Source organism: Mycobacterium mantenii (genome assembly GCF_001667865.1).
Taxonomy (GTDB): Bacteria; Actinomycetota; Actinomycetes; order Mycobacteriales; family Mycobacteriaceae; genus Mycobacterium; species Mycobacterium mantenii_A.
This window is the reverse complement of record NZ_LZJP01000103.1, coordinates 18,936-33,846: the sequence shown is the minus strand read 5'-3', so window position 1 is coordinate 33,846 and position 14,911 is coordinate 18,936. Positions and strand designations below refer to the sequence as shown.

Genomic DNA, 14,911 nt, shown 5'->3' with positions numbered 1-14,911 from the left:
CCGCGTAGGTTGGGTGGGGTGTCGATTTTGGACCTCACGTTGCTTCCGATCCGTATCGCAAGCCACATAGCCGACGCGGTGCTGCACCCCGGCCCGCCGGCGCCGGTGCCCACGCCGCCGGCCGACCTCGTCGTGGTCGACGGCATGCCCGAGGGTGTGCCGCCGGCGGCGCGCCGGCCGGAACCGCAATTGCCCACGCCATCGAATTGGCCGTTCGGCGAAGAGTTTCCGCGCACCTGCGGCGCGGGCCGGCTGGCCGGCGGTGCCCTGTTTTGGACCGACTTCCTCTACGACGATCACGGCGCGACGGGCATCCCGGTCGGAGATCTGAGGATCCAGGCCCCGCCGCGCGGCACCTACGTCTATCCGGACGGCAACGCCGCGCGCAACGGCGCCGACATCTTCCGCGTCGCGATCGGGCTCAGCGAAACCCACACGTGGTGGCGGATCGACTGGAACACCCTGTTGGACGCCTCGGTGCCGATAGCGCTGTTCACCTTCGACACCGACCCTTCCCGAACGGCGTCCGCGGAATGGCCGGCCGGGGCCGGCGTGCGCTCGAGTGGCATCGACATGGCCCTGCTGGTTTCCGGGGGTGGCGCCTCGCTGATCGACCTGACCACGCACGTCTGGACCCCGGTGGAGCACGCGGTCGATCTGCAAGCGCGGTCGTTTGTGGCCCAGGTTCCGCGGTCGCTGGTGGAACCCATGGGGAGCTGGAAGGTCCGCCTGGTCGCGGGTCTGGCCAACGCTGCGGGGGACGGGTTTGCCGACGTGCCCGCCGCACACGGTGCGCTGCCCGGCCAACCCAACGTCTACAACGTCGCGTTCCGCACCAACGAGCAGGAGCCGCCGCACCTGAACTTCTGGTCGGACGCCGCGCAGGCCGCCGCCCTCAGCAGCGGCGACGTCACCGAGTTCGCGCTCGAGGTGCCGTGGGCTCGGCTGGCGGCCCGCGAGACCGCTCCCGAGCCGGTGATCACCGGCCCGTCGACCCGCTGGTATGTGTCCTCGATCGAGCTGGGCCAAGGCGTTGCCGCGGGGGAGAACATCCTGAGCACCGAGCCGCAGTTCCTCGGCCGCGTGCAGCCGTATTCGATATGCCTGCCGTCCACCTACGCGCCGGGCCGCGCGCTGCCGCTGACGATGCTGCTGCACTCGCTGTCGCTGGGGCAAAGCCAGTTCGCCGCGATCGACCCGCGCCTGCTCCACGAGGTATGCGAGGGGCGTGACTCGGTGGTGGTCACCCCGCTGGCACGTGGGCCCTCGACGTGGTACTTCGACACCGGGGAACTCGACTTCTGGGAGGTCTGGGCGCGGGTGGCCGAGCAGCTGGGCACCGACCCCAATCGCACTGTGATTTCGGGTTATTCGATGGGCGGCTATGCGACCTACAAGCTGGGACTGAGCTACCCGCAGGTGTTCTCCCAGGCCGTGGTGCTGGCCGGGCCGCCGACCTGCGGTGTGCGGCTGCTGCCCGACGTCGACATTCCGGCGGACCTCGACCTGAACTCGCCCTGTGCCCGTGAGGGCGACACGTGGAAGCTGCTGGTGAACGCCCGCTGGTTGCCGTACGTCATCGCCCACGGGCTGGCTGACGAACTGGTGCCGTTCGCCTCGGCGGCCGAGCAGGTGCTCGAACTCGACCGGCTGGGGTACCGCCACCGGTTCAGCGTCTACCCGTTCGAGGATCACATCGCCTGGGTGTTCCAGGACAAGTTCGAGGATCCGATCTCGCACATGGGAACCGCTCTGCGCCAAGCGGATCCGGGGCACATTACGTTCGCGTGGTATCCGCAGCTGGTGCGCGCCGACCTGGGCATCGGGCCGCATCAGGTGTGGTGGTTGTCGGAGCTGACGGCCGATCCCGCGGTCGCGGCGAGGCGCGAAGCCGTCGCGGAGGTGGACGCGCGGTCGTACGCGCGGCCGGACCCCACGCACACCATCCGGCACCATCGCGGCTTCATTCCACACTTTGAGCCGACGCCCGGTTTGTACAGCGAGCTGGACTGGCAAGTGGGACGGCCCGTCGGCCCGCTGCCGTATCTGACGTTGAACCTCAAGGGGGTTGCGAGTCTTACGGTCGATATCGGGCGTGCCGGCCTGGCGGCGTTGCCGACGTCGACCATCACGGTGTCCACCGATGTCACCGCCCGGATCGCGCTCAGTGGCTTGCCTGCCGCAATTGACGTGCAGCTCGACGGGGAACCGGCCGGGACGACCGTCACGGTGTCGCCTGGGCGACACCACATTACGTTGACGGCGGCTGTTGATGAATGAGTTGTCGTGCTAGGTAATCGTGGCTAGCTTGGCGGAGCGATATCTGGGTGAATAGCGGCGACGGGCGGGCCTGAGCGAAAATTCCGCACGTGGCTCCCTTGGCTGTTGATCCGGAGGCGTTGTACGCCGCGGGTAGTGCCGTGGCTGCCGCCGGGGAGGGTCTGGCCGCGAGCCTGACGGTGTTGGTGGCGGGGTTCTCGGCCCACACCGGTTTGGATGCCGCCGGCGCGGTCTTCGGTCTGGCGTATCAGGATGGGGCGGAGAAACTCCTGAAGGCCGCGGCGGCGGGTATCAATGCGTGCCGGAAATGCGGGGCCCTGATCCAGCAAGGCGCAGCGAACTATTCGAAGGCGGAAGCGGCCTCGACGCTGGGTGGCGGTCCCGGCGTCCTGCAGTCGCCGCCTGAGCCGCACAAGACCAACCCTCCCGGGCCGCCGGGGACGTGGGGCAAAGGGGAACCACCGCCTTTGCTTTGGGCGGTAGTGGAGTCCTTCGTCGACGATGTGTGGCCGGACGGCGACGTCGACGGATTGCACGCAGCCGCTAGCCGTTGGCGCGATTTCGGCGCGACGGCGAGCGGTATGAAGGGTGCACTCAACGCTTCCAAGTCGCTGCTTGATGGGCAACACCTGCCCGAAGGCGACAAGATCGACGATGCTTTGTCGAAAATAGGCGACTGCCTAGCGCAGGTCGGCGACGTGTCCGGGAAGTTGGCGACGAACCTCGACAATTTCGCCAATCAGGTGAATCAAGCTCACAACCATATTCGGGATCTGTTGAACCGGCTGGGGTCGTTGACCGATCTGGGCCATGACCTGATGTTGATCGTCAAGGGTGACGCGCTCGACGAGATCAAGAAGATTGCCGATGACATCAATGGCGTTCTGCGCGACTTGGGGCGTGAAGCCCGGGCCGGTGAGCAGGGCGTCAAGATCGGAATGCAGGTCATCGACGGGCTGGTGGTCAAGCTCGAAAAGTACACGCGAGGCCAGCTCAAAGACTTTCTCGGTGACGCGGTCGGAAACCCGGTGGCGACCGTCTTCGACACGTGGCTGAACGTGAACGAGGGTGTCCTCAAGGGCGCTGTCGGCATGGGGGTCAGCATGGGCGACCTTCTCCCTGTGTGGAGCGCGGTCGATCCAGAGGGGTATGCCGCCACTTGGACGGGATTGGCGAAAAACGTGTGGAAAGGAAGTCTGTTCAACGCCATTCTCAATCCCAAGGAGGCCGGGGACACAGAGCTGCAGCAAATCAAATCCTTGCTGCACGTTGAAGATTGGAGTAAAGCTCGCCCGGGATTGGGAGCGGGCGAGAACCTGTTCGACTTCGCAACGTTGTTTGTACCCGGTGCCGGTGAAGCCGGCGCGGCGGCCGACGGTGCTGGCGCGGCAGCACGCGGCGCGGAGGCGGCCGGTGCGGCAGGTCGCGCCGGCGAGAAAGCGGCCGGTGGACTTGGGGAGATTGCGGGTGCCCGTGGTGTCTTCGCCGGCATCTCCAAGACGGGCGGCGACCTGACCAAGAACCTCGAAGGCGTCACCAAGGATTTGCCCGATATCAAGCCTCCCGCGAGTGGCAGTCCGGTGGCATTGCCACCCGGCAAGCCGATCGAACCGCCGGTCGAGTCGGCACCTCGTCCGGCCGATGGCGCGCCGGGCGCGCCTCACGCGCCTACGACCACACCAGGCCCGACCCCTCCCGAGGCTCCGGGACCCGCCTCGCCGGGTGGTCCACATGAACCGGCGCCCGCGGGTGCTCCTGCCGGTGGTCCGCATGAATCGGTGCCGGCGGAGGCTCCGGCTGCGCCGGCGGGTGCAGGTGGTCCGCATGAACCCGCCTCGGCGCCTGCGGGGGTCCCGGCCGCTGCTCCCCATGGGCCGACGCCAGTGCCTGCGGAGGTCCCGCGTGAGCCGGCGTCGGTGCCAGCAGGGGGTCCGCACGAACCAGCATCGGCACCGGCGGAGCGTCCGCACGAACCGGGATCGGTGCCGGGCAGTGGTCCGCATGAACCCGGTTCGGCGCCAATGGAGGCGCCCCATGAACCGGCGTCGGTGCCCGCGGACGGGCCCTACGAACCAGTATCGCCCGGTAATCCGCACGAGCCTGCGACAGAATTTGAACCGCGTGAGCCAGAGTCGGTGCCCGGGAATCGCCCACATCAACCGGATGCAATGCCAGCTGCCGGTGCGCCTCTCGCGCCCTCAACTGCCGCGGCAGGAGAAAGAGTTCCGTCGGCGATTCCGCATGTGGCCGAATTTGCGCCGGGGCGCCCGCCAACGCCGCATAACGGACTAGCTGTCGAACCAGCACCCGCCGCTCCGCACTCCCCGCAGTCCGCTCCCGCGGTCAAACCGGCGCCGAATTCGCCACCGCCGGGCGGTCGCCCGACAGGAGTACCGGCGCCCGGTCGCAACCCGCATCTGTCTGGTGACGCCAACCCTCCTGGCGGGGCGCCGAAGCCACCGCACGACGGCTCCCCAGAGCCCGGAGAAGGTGGTCCGCCGCCCGGTCAACATCCTGCACCCGACGACGGGCCTCATGAACCTCACGATAAAGGGGCCGACCATGATCATCCCGCCGACCACGGGTATCCAAGCCCAACCGAGGACTTTACGCCGCATGATCTTTCGGCAATGGACGATTACACTGGGCTCGGATATCGAGACCTAAACGACGCGCTAAGGGGCAATGCCGTGGAGGCGTCTCACCTTGCTCGTATCGAAGCCATCAAAAATGCGCTGCAAAAGCTTCCCCCATATCGCGGCCCGGTCGTTCGCGGTACCGATCTTCCGCCAGAGGTACTAGCCGAATATCGACCGGGCGAAGTCATCACAGAAAAAGCTTTCTTGAGTACTTCAACGAATCCCGCCGTCGCGCGGTCTACAGCATTTAGTGGGAACGTAGAGTTCAGGATCTTTTCCAATACCGGGCGAGACATATCATCCGTCTCATTGTTCCCGGGCGAGGGCGAGGTACTGTTCCCTCCCGGTTCGCGGTTCTATGTTGCCGGCAAGACAGTAGATCCGCTAACGGGCAAAACGATTATCGAGATGATTGAACGCTAGATCAGACGTGACGCTTAGCAGCAACAGAAGTTAGGAGCACCCATTGTGAGTAAGGAAATTGCCGGAAAGATTTTCTCGACGCCGGAAGAGGCCGGTGTCACTGCGCCGACAGAAGAAGAATTGGCGGTCGCACGGAAAATGTTTGACGAGTTCCAGGCAAAAGTTGACGCCGTGGCTCCGGAAGATCGGGTGACGGATGTGTCACCGAAGTTCTGGGATGACACGTCGGGTACTGAGTATGACCCTCGGAGGAAGCAAGACTAGAGGCGGCAAACGTCGGCCTGAAACCTTAAGAGGTGCAGGCGAGCCCATTGTCCGTTCGAGTGATGGAGCGTGCTAACCCGGCCTGACTACTCGCCCCGGTCCAGAAGATCCGACGAACCCAGCACCCGCTCGATCTGAACCTCGATCACCACGCGGCGGGGGTTGGGTCGGGGCGTGCGATAGCGCTGGGCGTACCGCAGCTCGGCGTCGCGCACCGCATCGACGTCGTTGTTCACCTTGGACCGGCCCTCCAGCGACAGCCACCGCGCGCCGTCCACCTGGCTGAGCACAGCCAGTCCGCCGCGCTCGGCGTTGACCGCCTTCTGCGAACCCCCGGTGGTGATGACGCGCGCAATGTGTGTCCTGGGGTCGAACGTGAAACCGACCGCCACCACGTGCGGTGAATTGTCGGCTCGCAGCGTGGTCAGCATGGCCAGATGCCGCTCCGACAGGAACGCCAACGCGTCGTCGGTGAGCCGGGTAGTGGTATTCGCCATCACCGCCCACGCTAGCGCAGGTGATAATCGCAGCCGTGGACGACACGGGCGCAGGTCCAGTACTAATCCTGGGCGGCCGCAGCGAGATCGGGATCGAGCTGGCGCGGCTCCTGGCGCCGGGCGCGACGGTGGTGCTCGCCGCCCGCAACGCCGATCAGCTCGCTGAGCAGGTCAACGCCGTTAAGGCGGCCGGCGCCACGGCGGTGCACACCAGGGACTTCGACGCCGACGACCTGGCTTCGCACGGCCCGCTGGTCGCCTCGATCGTCGCCGATCACGGCCCCATCGGCACCGCGGTGCTGGCGTTCGGAATCCTGGGCGACCAGGCCCGCGCCGAGAGCGACGCCGCGCATGCGGTCGCCGTCGTGCACACCGACTACCTCGCGCAGGTCAGCCTGCTCACCCACCTGGCCGCGGCCATGCGCGAAGCCGACCAAGGCCGACTGGTGGTGTTCTCCTCGATCGCCGGCGCACGGGTGCGCCGCGCCAACTACGTGTACGGCTCGGCCAAGGCCGGCCTGGACGGTTTCGCCAGCGGCCTGGCCGACGCGCTGCACGGCACCGGCGTTCGGCTGCTGATCGCCCGCCCGGGGTTCGTCATCGGACGCATGACCGAGGGCATGACGCCCGCGCCGCTGCCCAGCACGCCCGCGCAGGTGGCCGCCGCGACCGCGCGTGCGCTCGCGAAGGGCCGCCGCACGGTGTGGATCCCGTGGGCGCTGGGTCCCGCGGCGGCCGTGATGCGACTGTTGCCGCAATTCGTCTGGCGCAGGATGCCGCGATGATCCGCGCCGATGACGATGCAGAGCGACGCGATGAAGAAAAGCGGCGCCCATGATCATCGTGGTCGGCATCGGCGCCGACGGCATGGCCGGGCTCGGCGAGGCATCGCGCGTCGAACTACAAAGGGCCACAATCATTTACGGCTCGAAGCGGCAGCTCGACCTGCTCGACGACACCGTGCCCGCGCCCCGGCGGCAGTGGCCGTCACCGATGTTGCCCGCCCTGCAAACCCTGCTCGGCGAGCACCCCGGCGACGTGCACGTGGTGGCCAGCGGCGATCCGCTGCTGCACGGCATCGGAGGCACCCTGATCCGCCTGCACGGCCGCGACAATGTCAAGGTGCTGCCGCACGTGTCCTCGGTGACACTGGCGTGCGCGCGGATGGGCTGGACCGTGCACGACACCGAAGTGATCAGTCTGGTCACCGCGCAGCCGCACACCGCGGTGCGCCGCGGCGGCCAAGCGATCGTGCTGTCGCAGAGCAAGTCCACGCCCAACGAGCTGGCCGCACTGCTCACCGCGCATGGCCGCGGCGATTCGGAGTTCACCGTGCTCGAACGTCTCGGCGGCCCAGATGAACACCGCCGCGACGGCACCGCCCGCGAGTGGACCGGACAGCGAGAGCTCGACGACCTCAACGTGATTGCCGTGCGCTATCTGCCCGACGAACGCGTGTCACCCCTGCCCGACGACGCGTTCACCCACGACGGGCAGATCACCAAAGAGGGCATCCGCGCGGTGACGCTGGCCGCGCTGGCGCCGCGGCCGGGGGAGCGATTGTGGGACGTCGGCGCCGGCTCGGGCAGCATCAGTGTCGAGTGGTGCCTGAGCTGGCGCGGTTGCAGTGCAGTGGTATTCGAGCGCAACGAACGACGCCGGCACAACCTCGAACTCAATGCCGCGGCGTTCGGGGTGAGTCTCGACTTGCGCGGCGACGCCCCCGGCGCGTTCGCCGGCGCCGAGCCACCGTCGGCGATCTTCATCGGCGGCGGACTGACCCAGCCCGGCCTGCTCGACGCCTGCTGGGACAGCCTGCCCGGCGGCGGCCGCCTCGTCGTCAACGTGGTCACCACCGAGTCGGAAGCCGTTCTGACGCAAGCGCATCAGCGCCTGGGCGGCCAGCTTCGGCGCTTCCAGCACTACCAGGGCGAGGCGCTGGGCGCCTTCACCGGCTGGCGCCCGCAGTACCCGGTCACCCAGTGGGTGGTGACCAAGTGACGGTGTATTTCATCGGCGCGGGACCGGGCGCGGCCGACCTCATCACCGTGCGCGGTCAGCGACTCCTGCAAGCATGCCGGGTGTGCCTGTATGCCGGATCGATCATGCCCGACGACCTGCTTGCGTTGTGCCCGCCCGACGCGAAAATCGTTGACACCGGCCCGCTGACGTTGGAGCAGATCGTCTCCGAGCTCAGCGAGGCGCATGCGGCCGGCCACGACGTGGCGCGGCTGCATTCCGGTGACCCCTCGCTGTACAGCGCGCTGGCCGAGCAGTGTCGCCGACTCGACGCCCTGGGTATCGACTACGAAATCGTCCCTGGCGTACCGGCTTTCGCCGCCGCCGCGGCCGCACTGAAGCGCGAGCTCACCGTTCCCGGGGTGGCGCAGACGGTGACGCTGACGCGGGTGGCGACCCTGTCCACGGCCATGCCGCCCGGCGAAGACCTGAAGACCCTGGCCCGATCCGGTGCCACCCTGGTCCTGCATCTGGCCGCCGCGCAGATCGACGCCATCGTGCCGCAACTTCTCGAGGGCGGCTACCGCCCCGAAACACCGACAGCTGTCGTGGCTTTCGCGAGCTGGCCGCAAGAGGCGGTGCTGCGCGGCACGCTCGCAGACATCGCGGGGCAGATGCACCAGGCCAACATCACCAAGACCGCCGTCATCGTCGTCGGTGACGCGCTGACCGCCGGGGGATTCACCGACAGCTACCTGTACTCGAGCGGGCGGGCGCGGGGGAACAGGCACTGATGCGAGTCCTGCTGCTCGGTGGCACCGGCGAGGCCCGCGCGCTGGCGAAGGCCCTGCACCCCCGGATCGACGTCATCAGCTCCCTCGCGGGCCGGGTACCGGATCCGGCGCTGCCCGTCGGTCCCGTGCGGGTCGGCGGATTCGGGGGCGTGGACGGATTGCGGCGCTGGCTGCGCGACGAGCGCATCGACGCGGTCGTCGACGCCACCCACCCGTTCGCGGCAACCATGACGGCGCATGCCGCCGCCGCGTGCGCCGAATTGCGGATCCCTCATCTGATCCTGGCGCGCCCGCCCTGGGATCCCGGCAGCGCCATTGTCGTCGAATCCGACACAGCCGCCGCTGAAACCGTTGCCCGGCAAAGCTATTCACGAGTATTCCTCACCACCGGACGCTCGGGCGTAAAGGCCTTCGCCGACAGTGACGCGTGGTTTCTCATCCGGGCGGTCACCGATCCGGACGCGTCCGCACTGCCGCGTCATCACCGGGTGGTGCTCTCCCGCGGACCGTATGGCTACGACGACGAGTTCGCGCTGTTGAGAGAGCATCGCATCGACGCACTGGTCACCAAGAACAGCGGTGGGGACATGACCCGGGCGAAGCTGGATGCCGCTGCGGCGCTGAACGTTCCGGTGGTGATGGTGGCGCGGCCACCGCTACCCGCCGGGGTGACAACCGTCGGCACCGTGCACGAGGCCGCCGAATGGGTTGGCGCGCTAGCCGGTTAGGTGGCTGCGCTCGCCATCGGCCAGCAGCGCGTCACGGGCTCGCGCGACGCGGGAGCGGATGGTGCCCACCGGGCAGCCGCATACCGCGGCGGCGTCAGCGTAGGGCAGGCCGAGCAGCTGAGTGAGCAAAAGCGCTTCGCGCTGTTCGGCATTGAGGTTGGCGATCATCGTCGTCACCTCGACCAGGTCTTCGAATCCGCGGGCGTGCCGATCCCCGCGCACCACGTGTTCGGGATCGGCGCCCAGGGCAGCGCGGGGCCTCGACTGCAGATGGCGGATGTGGTCGGCCACGACGCGGCGCGCGATCGACAGCAGCCAGGTCCGCGCGCTCGAGCGCCCGGAGAACCGCTCGATGGCGCCGATGGCGCGCAGGAATGTTTCTTGAGTCAGGTCGTCGGCGCTGCCCGCGTCGGACAGGTAGGCCACGAAGCGCCACACGTCTTGCTGGGTGGCTTTGATGAACGCTTCCAGCGCTCGGGGGTTTCCGCGTGCGGCGGACAACGCGAGATCGGTTACGGCCTCGTCGTCGCTCGGCGCGGTCATGCCCAACCACCTTTGTTGTGCGGAATTTCCGATTCTACGACGCCACGTCGTAGAGGACGCGCTGGGGTCGAGGACCACACGATTGATGGGCCGCAGGTGCCCGCGCCGCCGACCGCTGGGTGAGTCCGCCGCCCAGGCGGGGAAGTCGGCGTCGTCGGAAGCGTCGGAACCGCGCCGCCGGTGCGAGCCCACCCGCTCCCGCGCCACCAACAACGCGAAGGCCAGGCCCAGCAGCAGGGGCATGTGACTGGCGATGCGGGTGGCGGTGACTTCGCCGTCGAAGGCGTCGACGATCACATAGCCAAGCAGCGCAACCGAATAGACGCCGGTGATCGCCGCCACCCCCGATGCGGAGGCGGGCCAGACGCCGGCGGCAATCATCGCCAGACCCAGGGCCAGCAACCATGCTGTGGACTCGTGCATCAGGTGCTCGCCGGACATCGCGCCGTGCATGTGTGTGGACACCATGCCGAAATCGATTCCGGTGATTTGGGCGGCGGCGATCGCCACCTGGAACAGGCCGACGGCGATCAGGCCCCACCGCCGGTAGTGCGATCGCAGCCAGCGCATCCGGGCCTGGTGTCCGGTGGGCTGCTCGCCGATGCTGGACATGATCTTCTCGACCAGGTCGGGTCCCTCGCCGGGCGTCACGGAGGCCAGCCGGCGCGTCTGCACCGCCGCCCCGATCAGCCAGGAGCGGCAGCTGCGGCAGGATTCGAGATGGGCGTCGACTTGCTGCGCGAGCACCTGGGGTCGCTCGCCGTCCAACCGAGCCGACAGCGCTTCGCGCGCAATCTCACACCGCATCCCTGCATCGTTGCGCATGCCCCGGCTGCGCGCAAAGACTCGCGAAATTTATCGCCGCAACGAAATTGCGGGGAACTAAACGGCACGGCTGACCGACCTCTGGTCGTACGCATCGCCAGCCCATCCACGAGATTCACCGAAGAGGTATTCGTGTTCTTGCCCGAAGGCCCACGACGATGACCGCCCCGCTCTGGATCGCGTTTCCACCCGAAGTGCACTCGACGTTGCTCAGCAGCGGCCCCGGCCCCGCGCCGCTGTTGGCCGCGGCGACGGCATGGTCGTCGCTGAGCACCGACTACGCGACCGCGGCATCCGAGCTCAGCGGACTGTTGGGCGCCGTGCAGGCGGGAGCCTGGGACGGGCCCAGCGCGGACCAATACGTGGCCGCGCACGCCCCCTACCAGGCCTGGCTGCTGGAGAGCGCGGCCAAGAGCACCGCGGCGGCGAGCCTGCACGAGACCGCGGCCACCGCCTACACCGCGGCTCTGACGGCCATGCCGACGCTGGGCGAGCTGGCGGCCAATCACGCCCTTCACGGAACACTGGTCGCCACAAACTTCTTCGGCATCAACACCATTCCCATCGCCGTCAATGAAGCCGACTACGCGCGCATGTGGGTGCAGGCCGCCACGACCATGACCACCTATCAGGCGGTCAGTGAATCCGCGCTGGCGGCGGTTCCGCCGGCCACGCCCGCACCGCCGATCGTGGTGCCGGGTGCAGAGGCGGGCACCGCGAGCGTCGCGGCGGTGCAGGCGGCCGCCGTGGCGCCGGCCGCGGATTCGGGCTCCAACCTCAACAATGCCGATACCTCGAGTGCCCAGCAGCAGGCGACGACGCAGACCTATCCGTCCTGGATGGACCAGCTGACCCAATGGCTGAAGCAGTACACCCAGAATTTCGCGTGGCCGGTGTCCAAGGACCTCAACCCCGGTGGCTGGCCCTTCCCGCCGGTGCCGTGGGTCAACAGTCTCGCGTCGTTTTTCGGGCAGCTCGGACTGTCACCGGCCCTGTCGACTGCGCTCGGCTGGGCCATCTTCCACACCCTGATGATTTTCTGGCCGTTCATTCAGTTCGCGATCCAAATGGCGGTGGTGCTCGCTCCGGTTGTCGTTGCCGCCATCGGCGCGGCCGCTGCGGGCGGGGCGGCGGCCGCCGTGACCGCGATCAGCATCGCGGCGCCCCTCTCGATGGCCGCGCCGGTACCGGCCGTGGCGGCAGCACCGGCACCGGTGGCCGCCCCGGCGCCGACGATCGCCGGCGCGCCCGCCAGCGTGAGTCACGTGCCGACGCCGTCCACGGCCCCCGCGTCGACGGTCGCCGGGTCGGCCGGTGGCGGGCCGGTCGGTGGGGGGCCAGGCGTCGGCTTCGGCCCGACGGCGACCGATGGGGTCGGAGCGAACCTGTCCAATGCGCTTTATGCGGTGGGGCTTTCGGGGCTGTCGGCGCGAGGCAGCGCGAGCGGCCGGTCACGCCGCAAGTCGGAGGAACCGTCGTCCGACGACGTCGACGCATTCGCCGCCGCAGCCGCGGCCGCCGACGCCAAAAAGAAGGCCCGGGCTCGACGCCGCCGGGGCGGAACCGCCACGGAGCGCGCGTACCGCTACGAATTCATGGACTCCGACGAGGGGTTGGACCCGACCGGTGGCGTTGACGATCCGTACGCCGCCCGCCCGTCCGAGGACAGCGCGGGCCCGCTCGGATTTGCCGGTGCCGCAGCGAAATCCGATGCGGCCCGGGCCACCGGGTTGGCGACGCTGACCCGGGACGGGTTGAGCGACGGCCCCACCGTGCCGATGATGCCGAGCACCTGGGACCGCGACTAGCCCTGGTAGCGCCGGGGCGTGAAGACCCTGTCACTGGAATCGTGTGAGTACCACTGGGTTTGCGACGACCCGACGATCAGCAGGCAGCGCATGTCGATCTCGCCGGGATTGAGATCGGCCAGCCTGACCACGCGGACGTCTTCGTCGGGGCCGGACACGTTGCGGCCGATCACCACCGGCGTGCCCGGTTCGCGGTGGCCCAGCAAGATGTCGCGCATCGCGCCCACTTGCCAGGTTCGCGTCTTGGAAGCCGGGTTGTAGATCGCCAGCACGAGATCGGCGGCCGCGGCGGCCTGCAGCCGCGCCGAGATCACCTCCCACGGCTTGAGGCGGTCGGACAGCGAGATCACCGCGTAGTCGTGCCCCAGCGGGGCGCCGACCCGGCTGGCCACCGCCTGCGCGGCAGTCATCGCCGGAATCACCCGGACCTGCACGCCCGGCCACTCCTTGGCCTCTTCGAGCACCGCCGTAGCCATCGCGAACACGCCCGGGTCGCCCGACGACACCACCGCCACCGCGCGCCCCTGCTCGGCCAGCGTGCAGGCCAACCGGGCCCGCTCGGGCTCGTCGCGGTTGTCGCTGGGGTGATGCTGCTGGCCGTCGCGAGCCGGGACCCGATCCAGGTAGCCGCCGTAGCCGATCAGGTCGGTCGCCGCGGCCAGCTCCCGCCGGGTCTGCGGCGTCATCCAGTCCAGGTCGCCGGGGCCCAGGCCCACCACCGTGACACTGCCCGCAGCGGGTGCGCGCCGGCCGCGCTGCCCGCCCGGCAGGATGGCCAGCGAAAAGTACGGAACGCCGGCCTCGTCGACGTCAGCGGCGGGCAGTATCCGTTGCGTGGCAGTGCTGGCCCGCTCGACGTAGAATGCGTCGTCGAGCTGTCCCGATGCCGAAAGCGCTTCCCGCACAGCATGATACGAACGCCCAAGTTTGAGCACGACGGCGGCGTCGGCGTCGGCGAGCCGACGCGTCAGCTCTACGACCGGCAAGGTGCCCGGCAGCACCGACAGCACCTCGTCCCCGGCCACCAACGGTGTCGCGATGGCGGCCGAGGCGGCGCTCACCGACGTCACGCCGGGCACGATGACGGCGTCGAACCGCTCCGTCAGCCGGGTGTGCAGATGCATGTAGGAGCTGTAGAACAGCGGATCACCCTCGGCCAGCAGGGCCACATTGCGGCCGGCGTCGAGGTGCGCGGCGATGCGCTCGGCGGCCTCGACGTAGAAATCCTCGATCGCACCGGCATAGCCGCCGGGGTGGTCGGTCGTCTCGGTGGTGACGGGATAGATCAGGTGCTCTTCGATCTGACCGGGCCGCAGATACGGTTCGGCGATGCCGCGCGCGATGCTGCGGCCGTGCCGGGCGCTGTGGTAGGCCACCACGTCGGCCTCGCCGATCACGCGGGCGGCCTTGACGGTCACCAATTCCGGGTCGCCGGGCCCCAACCCGACGCCCCACAGTGTTCCCCTGGAGACGCTTTGCGCGGTCATTCGCGATCGCTCGCGATCGCATTCACGGCGGCGGCGGCCATCGCACTGCCGCCGCGACGGCCCCGCACCACCAGATACGACGTTCCGCGCGGATTGTCGATGAGCTCCTGCTTGGACTGCGCCGACCCGACGAAACCCACCGGTCCGCCCAGCACCCCGGCCGGCGGGGCGAGCCCGTCGTCGATCAGCTCGAGCAGCCGGAACAGCGCGGTCGGCGCGTTGCCAATCGCCAGGACGGCGCCGGGCAGCCGGTCCGCCCACAGCTCCACCCCGGCCGCCGAGCGGGTGGTCTGCCGTCGGGCGGCCAGCTCGGCCGCCCGCGGATCGGCCACCAGCGACACCACCTGGTTGTCGGCCGGCAGCCGCGCGGCGGTGATCCCGGCGGCCACCATCGACGAATCGCACAGCACCGGCGCGCCGCCACGCAGGGCGGCGCCGACCCGCTCGACGACGTCGTCGGTGAACGCGACGTGCTCGGCGACGTCGACCTGCCCGCAGGTGTGGATCAGCCGGACCACCACCTGCGCCACGTCGGCCGGGAATCGCTCCAGATCCGCTTCGGCGCGGATCGTCGCGAACGACTGGCGATAGATCTCCGCCGCGTCGCGGATGTAGTCGAGCACCCGCCCACTTTAAGGCTCGTCGGCGTGGCGACCCGCCGCAC

At 68.7% G+C, this 14,911-nt stretch carries 12 protein-coding genes and 1 pseudogene; 8 read left to right on the top strand and 5 right to left on the bottom strand.

All coding sequences use genetic code 11. The features are described from left to right. Positions 1-18: 18 nt before the first annotated feature. The 3 genes from A5688_RS19875 to A5688_RS27010 all read left to right on the top strand — a co-directional run bounded on the left by A5688_RS19875 (position 19) and on the right by A5688_RS27010 (position 5,606). Entirely contained in the window at positions 19-2,280 is a 2,262-nt protein-coding gene (locus A5688_RS19875; protein ID WP_067914227.1) for a prolyl oligopeptidase family serine peptidase, read from the top strand. An 89-nt stretch (positions 2,281-2,369) separates the two neighbouring features. Continuing rightward, entirely contained in the window at positions 2,370-5,342 is a 2,973-nt protein-coding gene (locus tag A5688_RS28355; RefSeq protein ID WP_278184227.1) for an ADP-ribosyltransferase, read from the top strand. A gap of 45 nt (positions 5,343-5,387) precedes the next feature. After that, positions 5,388-5,606, top strand: coding sequence for a hypothetical protein (locus A5688_RS27010; protein ID WP_082955193.1), 219 nt, complete (start codon positions 5,388-5,390; stop codon positions 5,604-5,606). Between the two features lie 86 nt (positions 5,607-5,692). Here A5688_RS27010 and A5688_RS19860 read toward each other — a convergent pair whose 3' ends face one another. Continuing rightward, the gene (locus A5688_RS19860) at positions 5,693-6,103 is read right to left on the bottom strand and encodes a F420-dependent biliverdin reductase (protein ID WP_067826634.1); all 411 of its coding nucleotides are present in this window, start codon (positions 6,101-6,103) and stop codon (positions 5,693-5,695) included. 35 nt (positions 6,104-6,138) lie between these two features. Here A5688_RS19860 and A5688_RS19855 point away from each other — a divergent pair, with 35 nt between their 5' ends. The 4 genes from A5688_RS19855 to A5688_RS19840 are packed head-to-tail and all read left to right on the top strand — an operon-like array spanning position 6,139 to position 9,584. Continuing rightward, complete coding sequence (locus tag A5688_RS19855; RefSeq protein ID WP_067826631.1) at positions 6,139-6,888, top strand: SDR family NAD(P)-dependent oxidoreductase; 750 nt, start codon at positions 6,139-6,141, stop codon at positions 6,886-6,888. Positions 6,889-6,937: 49 nt separating this feature from the next. Continuing rightward, positions 6,938-8,104 carry a bifunctional cobalt-precorrin-7 (C(5))-methyltransferase/cobalt-precorrin-6B (C(15))-methyltransferase gene (locus A5688_RS19850; RefSeq protein WP_067826629.1) on the top strand — a complete coding sequence of 389 codons (1,167 nt, stop codon included), beginning with the start codon at positions 6,938-6,940 and terminating at the stop codon, positions 8,102-8,104. Further along, the gene (cobM, locus tag A5688_RS19845; RefSeq protein ID WP_067914216.1) at positions 8,101-8,856 is read left to right on the top strand and encodes a precorrin-4 C(11)-methyltransferase; all 756 of its coding nucleotides are present in this window, start codon (positions 8,101-8,103) and stop codon (positions 8,854-8,856) included. Before A5688_RS19850 ends, cobM begins: the two co-directional genes overlap by 4 nt. Beyond that, complete coding sequence (locus tag A5688_RS19840; protein WP_165607489.1) at positions 8,853-9,584, top strand: cobalt-precorrin-6A reductase; 732 nt, start codon at positions 8,853-8,855, stop codon at positions 9,582-9,584. Before cobM ends, A5688_RS19840 begins: the two co-directional genes overlap by 4 nt. Here A5688_RS19840 and sigC read toward each other — a convergent pair. Together sigC and A5688_RS28195 are read right to left on the bottom strand one after the other, a co-directional pair. Next, complete coding sequence (gene sigC / locus A5688_RS28200; protein ID WP_242660388.1) at positions 9,573-10,127, bottom strand: RNA polymerase sigma factor SigC; 555 nt, start codon at positions 10,125-10,127, stop codon at positions 9,573-9,575. The two genes, A5688_RS19840 and sigC, sit on opposite strands and share 12 nt — an antisense overlap. Before the next feature lie 114 nt (positions 10,128-10,241). Beyond that, a pseudogene (locus A5688_RS28195) lies at positions 10,242-10,934 on the bottom strand (DUF2275 domain-containing protein); the annotation flags it as partial. Between the two features lie 176 nt (positions 10,935-11,110). Between A5688_RS28195 and A5688_RS19830 the strand changes: the two are divergent. Next, the gene (locus tag A5688_RS19830) at positions 11,111-12,760 is read left to right on the top strand and encodes a PPE family protein (protein ID WP_067914210.1); all 1,650 of its coding nucleotides are present in this window, start codon (positions 11,111-11,113) and stop codon (positions 12,758-12,760) included. On the opposite strand, the gene A5688_RS19825 is transcribed toward A5688_RS19830, so the two are convergent. Both A5688_RS19825 and A5688_RS19820 read right to left on the bottom strand, forming a co-directional pair. Beyond that, positions 12,757-14,247: a precorrin-2 C(20)-methyltransferase gene (locus A5688_RS19825; RefSeq protein ID WP_067914208.1), complete on the bottom strand. Its 1,491-nt coding sequence runs from the start codon at positions 14,245-14,247 to the stop codon at positions 12,757-12,759. The genes A5688_RS19830 and A5688_RS19825 overlap by 4 nt on opposite strands. After that, positions 14,244-14,870: a precorrin-8X methylmutase gene (locus A5688_RS19820; protein WP_067914206.1), complete on the bottom strand. Its 627-nt coding sequence runs from the start codon at positions 14,868-14,870 to the stop codon at positions 14,244-14,246. Before A5688_RS19820 ends, A5688_RS19825 begins: the two co-directional genes overlap by 4 nt. Between the last annotated feature and the right edge of the window lie 41 nt (positions 14,871-14,911).

What these genes read in the sequence shown, in the direction of transcription:
- A5688_RS19860 (WP_067826634.1), bottom strand. Translation starts at nt 6,103, where the DNA reads ATGGCGAATACCACTACCCGGCTCACCGACGACGCGTTGGCGTTCCTG.
- A5688_RS19850 (WP_067826629.1), top strand. Translation starts at nt 6,938, where the DNA reads ATGATCATCGTGGTCGGCATCGGCGCCGACGGCATGGCCGGGCTCGGC.
- sigC (WP_242660388.1), bottom strand. Translation starts at nt 10,127, where the DNA reads ATGACCGCGCCGAGCGACGACGAGGCCGTAACCGATCTCGCGTTGTCC.
- A5688_RS19830 (WP_067914210.1), top strand. Translation starts at nt 11,111, where the DNA reads ATGACCGCCCCGCTCTGGATCGCGTTTCCACCCGAAGTGCACTCGACG.
- A5688_RS19825 (WP_067914208.1), bottom strand. Translation starts at nt 14,247, where the DNA reads ATGACCGCGCAAAGCGTCTCCAGGGGAACACTGTGGGGCGTCGGGTTG.